General features: G+C 65.6%; 13 protein-coding genes. 6 read left to right on the plus strand and 7 right to left on the minus strand.

From position 1 onward, the window contains the following. The first annotated feature begins 57 nt into the window (after positions 1-57). Positions 58-1,152, plus strand: a complete 1,095-nt coding sequence (locus tag AACH40_RS04845) for a helix-turn-helix transcriptional regulator (RefSeq protein WP_338644416.1) — start codon at positions 58-60, stop codon at positions 1,150-1,152. Here AACH40_RS04845 and AACH40_RS04850 read toward each other — a convergent pair. The 5 genes from AACH40_RS04850 to AACH40_RS04870 all read right to left on the minus strand — a co-directional run bounded on the left by AACH40_RS04850 (position 1,149) and on the right by AACH40_RS04870 (position 6,476). Continuing rightward, on the minus strand, positions 1,149-1,883 hold the full coding sequence (locus tag AACH40_RS04850; protein ID WP_338644417.1) for a 3'(2'),5'-bisphosphate nucleotidase CysQ: 735 nt from the start codon (positions 1,881-1,883) through the stop codon (positions 1,149-1,151). The genes AACH40_RS04845 and AACH40_RS04850 overlap by 4 nt on opposite strands. 23 nt (positions 1,884-1,906) lie before the next feature. Further along, complete coding sequence (gene cysN, locus AACH40_RS04855) at positions 1,907-3,832, minus strand: sulfate adenylyltransferase subunit CysN (RefSeq protein WP_338644418.1); 1,926 nt, start codon at positions 3,830-3,832, stop codon at positions 1,907-1,909. A 125-nt stretch (positions 3,833-3,957) separates the two neighbouring features. Continuing rightward, entirely contained in the window at positions 3,958-4,878 is a 921-nt protein-coding gene (cysD, locus tag AACH40_RS04860; RefSeq protein ID WP_338644419.1) for a sulfate adenylyltransferase subunit CysD, read from the minus strand. Positions 4,879-4,991: 113 nt separating this feature from the next. Continuing rightward, a complete protein-coding gene (locus AACH40_RS04865) occupies positions 4,992-5,210 on the minus strand; it encodes a hypothetical protein (RefSeq protein ID WP_338644420.1) in 219 nt (72 codons plus the stop codon). A 48-nt stretch (positions 5,211-5,258) separates the two neighbouring features. Continuing rightward, on the minus strand, positions 5,259-6,476 hold the full coding sequence (locus AACH40_RS04870; RefSeq protein WP_169492546.1) for an argininosuccinate synthase: 1,218 nt from the start codon (positions 6,474-6,476) through the stop codon (positions 5,259-5,261). 699 nt (positions 6,477-7,175) lie between these two features. On the opposite strand from AACH40_RS04870, the gene AACH40_RS04875 reads away from it, so the two are divergent. From AACH40_RS04875 to AACH40_RS04885, 3 genes are read left to right on the plus strand one after another with little or no spacing between them, the layout of a single operon-like run. Further along, positions 7,176-7,673: a helix-turn-helix transcriptional regulator gene (locus tag AACH40_RS04875; protein WP_338644421.1), complete on the plus strand. Its 498-nt coding sequence runs from the start codon at positions 7,176-7,178 to the stop codon at positions 7,671-7,673. A 41-nt stretch (positions 7,674-7,714) separates the two neighbouring features. Beyond that, on the plus strand, positions 7,715-8,053 hold the full coding sequence (locus AACH40_RS04880) for a hypothetical protein (protein ID WP_338644422.1): 339 nt from the start codon (positions 7,715-7,717) through the stop codon (positions 8,051-8,053). Positions 8,054-8,067: 14 nt separating this feature from the next. After that, entirely contained in the window at positions 8,068-8,520 is a 453-nt protein-coding gene (locus AACH40_RS04885; RefSeq protein WP_338644423.1) for a hypothetical protein, read from the plus strand. A 4-nt stretch (positions 8,521-8,524) separates the two neighbouring features. On the opposite strand, the gene AACH40_RS04890 is transcribed toward AACH40_RS04885, so the two are convergent. Beyond that, positions 8,525-9,802 carry a cyclopropane-fatty-acyl-phospholipid synthase family protein gene (locus AACH40_RS04890; protein ID WP_338645924.1) on the minus strand — a complete coding sequence of 426 codons (1,278 nt, stop codon included), beginning with the start codon at positions 9,800-9,802 and terminating at the stop codon, positions 8,525-8,527. 101 nt (positions 9,803-9,903) lie between these two features. Beyond that, on the minus strand, positions 9,904-10,314 hold the full coding sequence (locus AACH40_RS04895; protein ID WP_169492549.1) for a glycine zipper 2TM domain-containing protein: 411 nt from the start codon (positions 10,312-10,314) through the stop codon (positions 9,904-9,906). A 182-nt stretch (positions 10,315-10,496) separates the two neighbouring features. Here AACH40_RS04895 and AACH40_RS04900 point away from each other — a divergent pair, with 182 nt between their 5' ends. Beyond that, positions 10,497-11,336, plus strand: a complete 840-nt coding sequence (locus AACH40_RS04900; protein ID WP_338644424.1) for a PhzF family phenazine biosynthesis protein — start codon at positions 10,497-10,499, stop codon at positions 11,334-11,336. A gap of 73 nt (positions 11,337-11,409) precedes the next feature. Next, positions 11,410-12,573, plus strand: coding sequence for a hypothetical protein (locus AACH40_RS04905; protein ID WP_338644425.1), 1,164 nt, complete (start codon positions 11,410-11,412; stop codon positions 12,571-12,573). The last annotated feature ends 7 nt before the right edge of the window (positions 12,574-12,580 follow it).

The raw sequence follows: 12,580 nt of genomic DNA on the forward strand, positions 1-12,580 counted from the left end.
CGATCGCCTGGACTTGCCCGGTGGCGGTCCAGGCGTGGCGGCGATAGACTGCCGCCCATGCGTACCCCCGTTCCCGGCGAGACCGACCTGCTCGTCCCGCTGCACGAAGGCCTGTTCGAACAGCCGATGTGGCAAACCTTCCTGTCGCGCCTGCGCGCGGCGGCGGGCGCTGCGCAGGCGGCCATCGTCGTCATGGCGGCGAGCGGGGAGGACGTCATCGAAGTCCGCTCGGGGCAGGGAGGCGAAGGCTTTGCCCGCTTCCTGACCGAAGGGCATGCCGACGAATCCGCCCGGCTGCAGCTGATGCGCGAGGCGCGGGTCTATGCGCTGGAGGAGATCGTCGCGGCGGGCGGCCCGGCGCAAGCCGACTTTGCCGCAGACGTGCTGCGGCCGGCGGGGATCTTCGACTTGCGCGCCGTGCGCCTGCGCGAACCGGCAGGGCTCGATGGCTGGCTGATCCTGGCCGGGCGCGAGGAGCTGGGCGCGGCGCAGGGGCGGCTGCTGGCGCTGGTGGTGCCGCATTTCCGCGCCGCATTGCGCGCCTTTTCCGCGCTGGAGCGCGAACGTGCCCGCGCGCAGATCAGCGCCGAGGCGTTCCGGCGAATGAATTTCGGCTGGATCACGCTCGATGCCGCGTGCTGCGTGGTCGACATGGACTCGCAGGCCGAAAGCCTGCTCGCGCGCACATCGGCGATCCGCAAGGGCCCGCGCGGCCGCCTGCTGCCCGCCTCGCCCGAGATCGACCGCGCGCTGACCAGCCAGGTTCGCGCGCTCGCCGCCGATCCAGCCGCGCGGCCCAAGGCGCTGCATCTCAGTCGCGATCCGTGGATCGACCTGCTGGTGGCGCCGGTGCGGCTGCACGGCCTTGCCGGTGGCAACCAGCCGGTCGCCGTGGCCTATATTTCGGGAGACCGCAGTTCGAGCGCCGACCGGCGCGAGCAGCTGGTCGGGCTGTTCGGCCTGAGCCCCAGCGAAGCGCGACTGGCCTGGGCCATGGCGCAGGGGCTTGGCATTGCCGAAGCGGCGGCAGAGCTGGGGCTGACGGTGGAAACCGCGCGCAACTATTCGAAGAAGATCTACGCCAAGACCGGCGCGCGCGGGCAGGCGGACCTTGTCCGCCACATCCTGACCAGCGTGCTGGCGCTCGCTTAGGCGGAGACCCTCGCGACTTCGGAGAGAACCCGCTCGGCATGTTCCTTCCGGCAGATCAGCAGGTCGGGCATGTAAGTGTTGGCCTGGTTGTAGACCAGCGGGCTGCCGTCGATGCGGCTGCAGTGCAAGCCGTGGGCGAGGGCGACTGCGACGGGCGCGCAGGAGTCCCATTCGTACTGGCCGCCCGAATGCAGGTAGATGTCGGCTGTCCCCAGGATCACCGCCATCGCCTTGGCCCCGGCGCTGCCCATCGGCACCAGTTCGGCGCCGAGCGTTTCGCCTACCGCCAGCGCTTCCTTTGCCGGACGCGTTCGGCTGACCACCATCCGCAAGCGGTCGGGCGCGGCCGGCAAGGCACGCGGCTGGTCCGAGCGCAGGACGATCCCGGCTCCCGGCAGCGCGACCGCGCCGGTGGTGGCGACGCCGTCGATCGAAAGGCCGACGTGGACCGCCCAGTCAGTGCGCTCCTCTCCATATTCGCGCGTCCCGTCGACCGGATCGACGATCCAGGTGCGCGAAAAGGCGAGGCGGTCGAGGTTGTCCTTTTCCTCTTCCGACAGCAGCCCGTCGTCGGGGCGCTGCTCGCGCAGGGCGTGGCAGAGGAACTGGTTGGCGGTGGCATCGCCCGCCTTGCCCAGCGACTTGAGGCTGAGCACCTGGCTGTCGCGCACGGTCAGCAGCAGGCGCCCGGCCACTTCGGCCAGATGCGCGGCAAGGTCAGCGTCGGTCATCGCCACAAGTCAGCTCTCCGCCATCAGATCGTCGGCGCCCAGCCGAGCAGGTGGTCGACGATCCGTTCGGCCGCGTCTTCGGGGCTTTCCTTCGTGGTGTCCACCCGGATTTCGGGGCTCTCGGGCGCTTCATAGGGGCTGTCGATCCCCGTGAAGTTCTTGAGCTGGCCCGAACGTGCCTTCTTGTAGAGGCCCTTCACGTCGCGCGCCTCGGCCAGTTCGAGCGGGGTGTCGACGAACACTTCGAGGAACTCGCCATCGGCCAGCAGCTCGCGCACCATCTCGCGCTCGGCGCGGAACGGGCTGATGAAGGCGGTGAGGACGATGAGGCCCGCATCGGTCATCAGCTTGGCGACTTCGCCCACGCGGCGGATGTTCTCGATGCGATCGGCTTCGGTAAAGCCCAGGTCCTTGTTGAGCCCATGGCGCACGTTGTCGCCATCGAGGACGAACGTGTGCTTGCCCAGCGCATGGAGCTTCTTTTCGACCAGGTTGGCGATGGTCGACTTGCCCGAGCCGGAAAGGCCGGTGAACCACAGCACGGCGGGCTGCTGGTTCTTGAGCGCGGCGTGCGCGGCACGGCTGACGTCCATCGCCTGCCAGTGCACGTTCTGCGCCCGGCGCAGGCTGAAGTGCAGCATGCCGGCGGCGACCGTGGCGTTGGTGATCTTGTCGATCAGGATGAACCCGCCGAGCGTGCGCCCTTCGGCATAGGGTTCGAACACGATCGCGCGGTCGGTCGTGATCTCGGCCACGCCGATCGCGTTGAGATCGAGCGTCTTGCAGGCAAGATGCTCCATGGTGTTCACGTTGACGGTGTACTTGGGCTCCTGCACCGTGGCCGACACGGTCTGCGTACCGAGCTTGAGCCAGTAGGCGCGGCCCGGCAGCAGCGCTTCGTCGGCCATCCACACCAGCGTGGTTTCGAACTGATCGGCCGCCTGCGGCGGCGCATCGGCGGTGGCAAGGACATCGCCGCGCGAACAGTCGATCTCGTCGGCAAGGCAGATCGTTACCGACTGCCCGGCCACTGCCTCGTCAAGGTCGCCATCGAGAGTGACCACGCGCGAGACGGTGCTGGTCTTGCCCGACGGCAGCACGCGCACGGTATCGCCCGGGCGCACCGTGCCGCTGGCGATCAGGCCCGAAAAGCCCCGGAAATCGAGGTTCGGACGGTTCACCCACTGCACCGGCATGCGGAACGGCTTGGCCTGGTCCGTGGTGGTATCGACCTCGACCGTTTCCAGATGCTGGATCAGGCTGGGCCCGGTGTACCAAGGCGTACTGGCGCTCAGCCCGGTTATGTTGTCGCCCTTGAAGCCCGAGATCGGCATCGGCACGAAGCGTTCGATCCCGATCGATCGCGCGAAAGCGGCATAATCGGCAACGATCGCGTCATACGTCGCCTGATCGTAGTCGACGAGGTCCATCTTGTTCACCGCCAGCACGATGTGGCGGATGCCGATCAGGTGGGCGAGGTACGAGTGGCGGCGGGTCTGCGTCAGCACGCCCTTGCGCGCATCGATCAGGATGACGGCAAGGTCGGCGGTCGAGGCGCCGGTGACCATGTTGCGCGTGTACTGTTCGTGGCCGGGCGTGTCGGCCACGATGAACTTGCGCTTCTCGGTGCCGAAGAAGCGATAGGCAACGTCGATGGTGATGCCCTGTTCGCGCTCCGCGGCGAGGCCGTCGACGAGCAGCGCGAAATCGATCTCCGCCCCTTGCGTGCCCACCTTCTTGCTGTCGCTTTCCAGCGCGGCGAGCTGGTCCTCGAAGATCATCTTCGAATCGTAGAGCAGCCGCCCGATCAGCGTCGACTTGCCGTCGTCCACCGACCCGCAGGTGATGAAGCGCAGCATTGTCTTGTGCTGGTGCTGTTCGAGGTAGGCGTCGATGTCCTGCGCGATGAGGTCATCGGTCTTGTAGATCACGTCGGTCTGGTCAGTCATTTTGCTCACCCGTCATCCCGGACTTGATCCGGGATCCCGCTGTTTCTTGCTTCCTTCGGAAGGAAGCGGGCCCCCGGATCAAGTCCGGGGTTGACCCTTCGGAACGCCAAGCATTCCGTGGCAGGTCAAAAATACCCCTGCTGCTTCTTCACTTCCATGCCGGCGCCGCCGGCGTCCTTGTCGATCACGCGGCCCTGGCGTTCGCTGGTGGTGGTCAGCAGCGTTTCCTGGATCACTTCGGGAAGGGTCTTGGCCGTGCTTTCGACCGCGCCGGTCAGCGGGAAGCAGCCCAGCGTGCGGAAGCGGATCGAACGGTTGACGATCTCGGGCTTGCGGCCAAGCACGCGCTCCAGCCGGGGAATGTCGTCGGCCATGAACAACTGGCCTTCCCATTCATAGGTCGGGCGCTCTTCAGCGAAGTACAGCGGCACGATCGGCACGTCGTTCAGGTGGATGTACTGCCAGATGTCGAGCTCGGTCCAGTTCGAGATCGGGAATACGCGGATGCTCTCGCCCTTGTTCTTGCGGGCGTTGTAGAGGTTCCACAGCTCGGGGCGCTGGTTCTTGGGATCCCAGCCGTGGCTGGCGGTGCGGAACGAGAAGATGCGCTCCTTGGCGCGGCTCTTCTCCTCGTCGCGACGCGCGCCACCGAAGGCGGCGTCGAAGCCGTACTTGTCGAGCGCCTGCTTCAACCCTTCGGTCTTCCACATGTCGGTGTGGAGCGCGCCATGGTCGAACGGGTTGATGCCCCGCGCTTCGGCTTCGGGATTCTGGTAGACGAGCAGTTCCATGCCGGATTCACGCGCCATGCGGTCGCGCAGCTCGTACATCGCCTGGAATTTCCACGTGGTGTCGACGTGCAGCAGCGGGAAGGGCGGCGGCGAGGGGTAGAACGCCTTGCGCGCCAAGTGGAGCATCACCGCGCTGTCCTTGCCCACCGAATAGAGCATGACCGGGTTGTCCGCCTCGGCCACGACCTCGCGCATGATGTGGATCGCTTCGGCTTCCAGCCGCTGCAGATGGGTAAGGACTTTGGGATCGGTCATGATCAACCCTTGATGAACCTATTGGCGGCGCAAATGGCATGCGCCCAAACAGACCCCACCTCCCATCTGGGAGGGGTTTCGGGCAATCAAGAATTTCTACTCCGCCCAGCAGGTCAGGCGGTAAACCACAGGTGCGCGGCCGCGCTGAGCGCGACGATCGCAATGATGGAGGTGACCGCGGCGATCTGGCGCCAGTTGATCAGGCTCACCCGGTCGAGATCCTCGCGGCGCAAGTTGCGGCGGTCGCGCCAGCCGGCGAAGATCGAGACAGCAAGCAACATGGCCCCAACGCAGGCAAGGACATGCAGCGGGGTCAGGTCGTCTGGCAGCATGATGGCGGGGCGGGGAAGCGTCGCCGTGGACGCTTCCCCGCGAACCGGTCAGCGGCTGTCGCGCTGGGCGAGCAGGCGCAGGCGCAGGGCGTTGAGCTTGATGAAGCCCGCCGCGTCCTTCTGGTCATAGGCGCCGGCATCGTCCTCGAACGTCACGTGGCGTTCCGAATAGAGGCTGTCGGGCGACTTGCGGCCGACGACCTGCGCGCTGCCCTTGTAGAGCTTGAGCCGGACCGTGCCGTTGACGCGCGCCTGGCTGTGGTCGATCGCCGCCTGCAGCATCTCGCGTTCGGGGCTGAACCAGAAACCATTGTAGATCAGCTCGGCATACTTGGGCATGAGCTCGTCCTTGAGGTGCGCGGCACCCCGGTCGAGCGTGATGCTTTCGATGCCGCGATGCGCGCGGGCATAGATCTCGCCGCCCGGCGTTTCGTACATGCCGCGGCTCTTCATGCCCACGAAGCGGTTCTCGACCAGGTCCAGCCGGCCGATGCCGTGCTTGCGGCCAAGTTCGTTGAGCGCGGTCAGCAGCGTGGCGGGCGACATCGCTTCGCCGTTCAGCGCAACGCCATCGCCCTTCTCGAAGTCGATGGTGATGTATTCCGGGGCGTCGGGCGCGTCTTCCGGGTTCACCGTGCGCGAATAGACGTAGTCGGGCGTCTCTTCCCACGGATCTTCCAGCACCTTGCCCTCGGACGAGGTGTGGAGGAGATTGGCATCGGTCGAGAACGGGCTTTCGCCGCGCTTGTCCTTGGGTACGGGGATCTGGTGCGCTTCGGCCCATGCGATCAGGGCGGTGCGGCTGGTCAGGTCCCATTCGCGCCACGGCGCGATCACCTTGATCGACGGATCGAGCGCATAGGCCGAAAGCTCGAAGCGAACCTGGTCGTTGCCCTTGCCGGTGGCGCCGTGAGCCACGGCATCGGCGCCGGTCTCGTGCGCGATCTCGATCAGGCGCTTGGAGATCAGCGGACGCGCGATCGAGGTGCCGAGCAGATAGTCGCCCTCGTAGCGGGCATTGGCGCGCATCATCGGGAAGACGAAGTCGCGCACGAATTCCTCGCGCAGGTCGTCGATGTAGATGTGCTCGGGCTTCACGCCCATCAGTTCGGCCTTGGCGCGGGCCGGTCCGAGTTCCTCGCCCTGCCCGAGGTCAGCGGTGAAGGTCACTACTTCGCAGTTGTAGGTGACCTGCAGCCACTTGAGGATGACGGAGGTGTCGAGCCCGCCGGAGTAGGCAAGGACGACCCGCTTGATATCGGACATGGGCGACTCCCGTATGCGCGCCAGAAATTTCGCGCCGCGCGCCTAACAGGCGGGGGGCGGGGGCGCAACCGGAGAGGAACCTGAAACGTCCCCGGCCACCTCGGCATCGCGATCGTGAGCCGTTTCGAGGGCTAGTCCGCGCGTCGGCGAGTAAGCCCTCGCGCCCGGTCACATGGGCCTGTTACACGGGCACGACACGCAGGCAGCGCCCGCAAGCTGGCACCCGCAATCTGGCCCGTGCCGTCTGGCCATCGCTTGTCGATGTGGCCGGTCGGAAGGCAAATCGCCCTCGGCCGGTTTCATTCCAGTTCTTCCCGAGCCGGCGGTACGGCCGGCCCGGTCGCTTCAGGGTTGGCGGGTCGGGACAGTGGACCTCCCGACGGATAGCAGCTGCCACGACTACCCACGCCGCTGGCAACCCTCCGGAGCTATGGCCAATCCGCCTTTCGCTGGTCGCATTGTCGCAGGATGTGGGCTCTCCAGACCATTGGAGGCACTTCGCTGGAGATCACTGGAGATTGCCCATGCCTGCCCGACCTGTGCGGAGAATCGCTTGGGGAATGCTGGAGATCGACTGGAGATCACTGGAGATCGGCTGGACATCGTCCGAAATCGCGGTTCCGACGCGCGAATCGTTGATCAAGTATTTGTTTTAAAAGCGCGATTTTCTGCCCCTCAAACCACCGATTCGGACATTTCATGCCAAATTGGCCGTTGTTGGAGATGCAGGGGTCGGAGCGCCATGGCATTGATTTTTATGCCATGCACACACTTAATGACGCTCTCCATCGCCTAGAGGAAGTTCGGCTGACGGCGCGGCAGGAGGACTGCATCGCCCTTGTCGCCAAGGGGATGAGTTCGAAGGAGATCGGTCGTGAGCTCGGCATCTCGCCTTCGACTGTCGACAATCACATTGCCATCGCGATGCACCAGTTTGGTTTCCAGAACCGCGGCGCCGTGGCGCGGTGGTATCGCGAAACGGTCGAGTCGCAGCGCAACCAGGTAAAGCCGGAACCGCCTCCATCGGCGATGCGGATAGTGGGCAGATCAATCCCTACGGGAGGGATTCGCAATTCACTTTCGTTGAAGGAAAGGATTTTGTCGGTCGCCCAGGTGTCGATCCTCTCGATTATGGCCACATCTGCCATCATCACTTTTGTTCTTGGTTTGATCTTCGTCCTGAAATTGCATATCTGACTGTATAATCATGGACCTCGAAGCGAAACAGGAGGTATTCCATGATCAACCTGCGTGAAGGCTCGACCCGCGTTGTCGCCAGCGATGCCCAGGAAATGGGTGGCATGATCGATCGCGCACTGCTGCAGCAGATGCGGCTCGCCACCAGCTTCATCGAAGCCAGCCAGGAATCCAAACTCGCCATGCCGATGACCCAGGCGGCGCTCCAGTCGCTCGCCGAAGGGCTCACCTGCCTCGTCGAAGGCCGTGCCAAGATGTCCAATTCGGTTCGTGAAATGACCAAGATCCTGAAGCACAGCAACTTGCGCGAAACCAGCTTCGGCTGCCCGACCGGCCCGTGGACTGCCATTGCCGACGTGACCGAACCGGTCGCCTGCTGATCTGAGGGAGCCCCGTGTTCGCGCTTGCTATCCTTATCCTCTTCTGGGTCATGCTGCTGAGCAACATGATCACGGCGATGGTCTTCGGACAGCGGCTCGAGCGGGGCTTCGCCGTCCTACTTTGTTTGATCAGTGTCGGCATGGTGATTGCGAACGCGTTAGTGTCACCAGCCTTCCTCGCGAGTATCGGAAGCGGTTCCGACATTCTTATCCTGTTGATCGCCTGGATCCTGGCCCTCAAATCGGACCGCTACTGGCCGATCTGGTTTGCCGCCATGCAGTCGCTGTCGGTGATCACGCACTTCGTCTCGCTGATCGTCGACGGCGTTCCCCACCTCATCTTCTCGAACCTCGCCGCCGTCTGGGCGCTCCCCGCGCTGCTGACGATGAGCTGGGGAACGATCCAGGACTGGCGTGCGCGCCGGCCCGGGCGCGCCGCGCCGCTGACGGACGCGGCATCCGGCTGAAGGGTCAGCCGGCCCGTCCCGCCTTGCCCAGCGGGACCACGTTGCCTTGCGCATATCCCTTCATCAGTTGCGCCTCGGTCGTTCCGATATAGTCCCGCGTCAGCGGCAGCGCGTCACGATCGCGCACGATCTGGAACTGGAAGTTGACCAGGTCGCCGTGCTCGAACGCGGTGGCAGCCCCGGCAAGGTAGAACAGCCACATGCGATAGAACCGCGCGTCGTACAGCTCGACGATGCGCGCCTCGTTGGCAATGCAGCGCCGATACCATTCGCGCAGGGTCAGGGCATAGTGGCGGCGCAGCACCTCGACATCGCTTACCATCAGCTTGTTGGGTTCGATCCCCTGCAGCATCTCGCTCATCGACGGAATGTAGCCGCCGGGGAAAATGTACTTGCGCGTGAAGCCGTCGGTCCCGGTCGGCGGGCCGGCACGGCCGATCGTGTGCAGCAGCATCACCCCATCGTCGGCCAGCAGGTCATGGCACGTGCGGAAAAAGGTGCGATAGTTCGGCACGCCAACGTGCTCGAACATGCCCACCGAAACGATGCGGTCGAACCGTCCTTCCACGTCGCGATAGTCGGTCAGCGAGAACGTCACCTTGTCGGCCACGCCCTCGCGCGCGGCCCAGGCCTTGGCGTACGAGATCTGCTCCTCGCTCAGCGTCACACCATGGACGCTTGCCCCGGTCATGCGATGGATCGTCATGGCAAGCCCGCCCCAGCCGCACCCGATGTCGAGCACGCGCTGGCCCGGGCGCAGGTCCAGCTTTGCCGCGATGTGCGCGATCTTGGCTTCCTGAGCGGCCTCGAGCGTGGTCACGCCCTCCGGCCAGTAGGCACAGGAATACTGCCGCAGCGGATCGAGGAACAGCTCGTAGAGATCGTTGCCGATGTCGTAGTGGTGCGCCACGTTGCGCTTGGAGGCGACGCGCTGGTTGCGCTGGTCGATCAGGAACGCGATGCGCTCCAGCACCTTCTTCAGCGGGCCGGGATTGTCGAGGTCGCCCCCGCGTTCCCACGGGTTGTTGCGGCGGATGAAGCCGACGAAATCCATGATGTCGCCGCCCTCGATCCTGGCGCGTCCGTCCATGTAGGCTTCGGCAAAACCGAGCGAGGGATCGCGCGCGATCGCGCCCGGCACCTTCGCATCCATCAGCCGCAGCCCCAGATCGGGCCAGCCCTCGGTCGCGGTGCCATAGACCCGTGTCTTGCCCGAGCTTTCGGTAACCGTCAGCGTCCCTTTGCGAACCAGCCGCTTCAGCGCCTGATCCAGCAACAGCATGCTCATTGCGTACCTCCCGAAGATCCCGCCGTCGCAAAGCATGACGCGCGGCTTGCGTTCCCGCAAGCCGCGCGCCCGTTTTGTTTTTTCAAGCTAGGTGCTTAGCGGCACTGCAGTCCGCCGCGATCGATCTCGCGACCAAGCAGGCCGCCGCCCGCGGCGCCGAGGATCGTGCCCAGCGCCCGGTCGCCACGGTTATCGATCGAGCGACCGACCAGCGCACCAACGCCTGCGCCGATGATCAGGCCCGTGGTGCCGTTGTTGCGGCGGCAATAGTAACGGCCGTCGTTACCGCGCCAGATGCGATCGTTGCGCGAAAGGCGGCGCGGTTCGCGATAGCGGCCATAGCGGTCATAGTCACCCGAACGATAGTCGCGGCGGTAGTCACGATCACGATCACGATCGTGGTCGCGGCGGCCATGCGCCGGGGCCCACGACGGCGGGTCCGCCAGCGCCGGAGCGGCGGGAACGGCGACGGCGGCAAGCACCGCGGCGATGATCATCTTCTTCATGGCGAAAAGCTCCCTGCTGTTTGCCGATATTCGATTGTGACGGGCAACGCGGGGGGTGGACTTGCGATCCACAACGCCGGATGAACGCAGCAACGCGCGGCTCTTTCCGGGACAGGGCGTTTCCTGCGGGCGATGGATCACCTCTGCAGGTATGAACAGGCTATGAGAAAAAGGCGAAAATCGTGCTGATCGATCTGGTTGACGTGTTCGGACGCCAAGCGATGACCGGAAATCCGCTCGCCGTCGTGCGTGGCGGAGAAGCGCTTTCGTCTGACCAGATGCTGGCGCTGACCCGTTGGCTGGGTTTTTCGGAAACGACCTTCCTCCTGCCTCCGACCGATCCGGGGGCCGATTACCGCGTGCGCATTTTCTATCCCGCGGGCGAGCTGCCGTTTGCCGGGCACCCGACGCTCGGGACCGCACGCGCCTGGCGTGCGTCGGGTGGCGTTCCGCGCCAGGACGGGGTGATCGTCCAGCAATGCGGCATCGGCCTGGTCGAGGTGCGCGAGGAGGGCGAGGAGCTTGCCTTCCGTGCGCCGCCGCTGTTGCGGGCGGGGCCGCTGGACGAAGAGGACGCGCGCGAGGCGATGCGCGTCGCCGGCGTTACGCGCGAGCAGGTGGTCGCGGCCGTGCACGCGGACAACGGGCCCGGCTGGCGGCTTCTGGTGCTTCGCTCGGCCGAGGACGTTCTCGCAGCGCAGCCGGTGGCGCGGGCCACCGTGCCCACCGACGTCGGCCTCGTCGGAGCCTTGGCCCCCGGCGGCGAGGCCACATGGGAAGTGCGCGCCTTCTTCACCAAGCCGGACGGCACGTTCACCGAAGATCCCGTGACCGGCAGCCTCAACGCAGCGATCGCGCTCACCCTGTTCGAACGGGGTGAGGGCGGCGAGGGCTACGTCGCCGCGCAGGGCCGCAAGGTCGGCGCAGACGGCCGCGTGAGCGTGCGCCGAACCGCGGACGGCGTGTGGATTGGCGGACGCGCCGACATGGTGTCACAAGGCGGCACTCTCACCATGGGATAGGCATGTAGGTTAGTTATATTTCCTACAAGAACCGATTTGGTTATCTAGAGCGTCCCTTGCAAGGAGCCTCAAGATGCCAAACCCCCCCATACAGTTCCCCTCGACGTTCACCGCGGCCAACGCGGTGGCCTTCGCCAACCCGGACAATTCGGCCCAGACCGTCAGCCTCGATGCGCCGCTGCCTGTCGCGGTGACCAACCTGCCGGGAAACCAGACCGTCTCGGTGGCGAACTTCCCGACGACGCAGGCGATCTCTGCCGCAAGCCTTCCGCTGCCCACCGGGGCGGCGACGGCCACCGCGCAGGCGTCGGCGATCACCACGCTTTCGGCGATCTCGGGCCAGCTTCCCGCCAGCCTTGGCGCCAAGACCGGTGCGGCCAGCCTGTCGATCGCGCCGGCGACGGACCTTGCCAACATTGAACCCGCCGGCGCCGCCGTCACCGGCACCACGATGCCGACCGGCGGTACGGGGCTGACCGGCTGGCTCTCGGCGATCTATCGTTCGTGCAGCGAAGGCGCGGCGGTTACCGGCACGGCGACGTCGGCCGCAGTCGTCGTTTCGGCCAGCAATTCGCTCTATATGGGTGGTTCGTTCCAGGTGACCAGCGCCGGAACGTCGTGCACGGTCAGCTATGAACAGTCGAACGACGGCACGAACTGGGTCGCGCTGCCGGTGATCTCCAGCGCTGCCGCCAACAGCGCGCCGGTCACCAGCTCGACGATCGCCGGCCTTTTCAGCTTCAGCTCCACCGCCGCCTTCGTCCGCGCGCGCGTGTCGACTTATGGCAGCGGCACGGTCTCGATCACGCTGTCGCAAAAGCAGCAGTCGAGCAGCTTCAGCGGCGTGTCGCTCGCCGGCGGCTCGTCGGCGCTCGGGTCGGTGACGGTCACTGGCACGGTCAATTCGACCACCGGCTTTACCGACAGCCAGACCGCGCTGGCCGCATCGGCCACGTTCACCGGGACGGGGCGCAACACCAACAGCCTGCAGTACTGCTTCTTCAACGCCTGTGCCTATGCCGACCAGGCGGGCACGCTGTTCATCGACCAGTCGACCGATACCGGCACGACCTACCAGCCGATCCTCAGCCAGGCTGTCACGGCGGGCAGTTCGGCCAACCTCTCGGTGCGCCTGTGCGGCAGCCTTGGCACCGGCGTGCTCTACCGCGTGCGCTACGTGAACGGCGCCACGGCGCAGACGGTGTTCCGCCTTTCGAGCAGCTACACCGCCTCGTGACGGTGGC

The organism is Novosphingobium olei (assembly GCF_037076535.1).
Classification (GTDB): Bacteria; Pseudomonadota; Alphaproteobacteria; order Sphingomonadales; family Sphingomonadaceae; genus Novosphingobium; species Novosphingobium olei.

Coding starts and splice junctions, on each gene's coding strand:
- AACH40_RS04845 (WP_338644416.1), top strand. CDS start 58: ATGCGTACCCCCGTTCCCGGCGAGACCGACCTGCTCGTCCCGCTGCAC.
- AACH40_RS04850 (WP_338644417.1), bottom strand. CDS start 1,883: ATGACCGACGCTGACCTTGCCGCGCATCTGGCCGAAGTGGCCGGGCGC.
- cysN (WP_338644418.1), bottom strand. CDS start 3,832: ATGACTGACCAGACCGACGTGATCTACAAGACCGATGACCTCATCGCG.
- cysD (WP_338644419.1), bottom strand. CDS start 4,878: ATGACCGATCCCAAAGTCCTTACCCATCTGCAGCGGCTGGAAGCCGAA.
- AACH40_RS04865 (WP_338644420.1), bottom strand. CDS start 5,210: ATGCTGCCAGACGACCTGACCCCGCTGCATGTCCTTGCCTGCGTTGGG.
- AACH40_RS04870 (WP_169492546.1), bottom strand. CDS start 6,476: ATGTCCGATATCAAGCGGGTCGTCCTTGCCTACTCCGGCGGGCTCGAC.
- AACH40_RS04875 (WP_338644421.1), top strand. CDS start 7,176: ATGCCAAATTGGCCGTTGTTGGAGATGCAGGGGTCGGAGCGCCATGGC.
- AACH40_RS04880 (WP_338644422.1), top strand. CDS start 7,715: ATGATCAACCTGCGTGAAGGCTCGACCCGCGTTGTCGCCAGCGATGCC.
- AACH40_RS04890 (WP_338645924.1), bottom strand. CDS start 9,802: ATGCTGTTGCTGGATCAGGCGCTGAAGCGGCTGGTTCGCAAAGGGACG.
- AACH40_RS04895 (WP_169492549.1), bottom strand. CDS start 10,314: ATGAAGAAGATGATCATCGCCGCGGTGCTTGCCGCCGTCGCCGTTCCC.
- AACH40_RS04905 (WP_338644425.1), top strand. CDS start 11,410: ATGCCAAACCCCCCCATACAGTTCCCCTCGACGTTCACCGCGGCCAAC.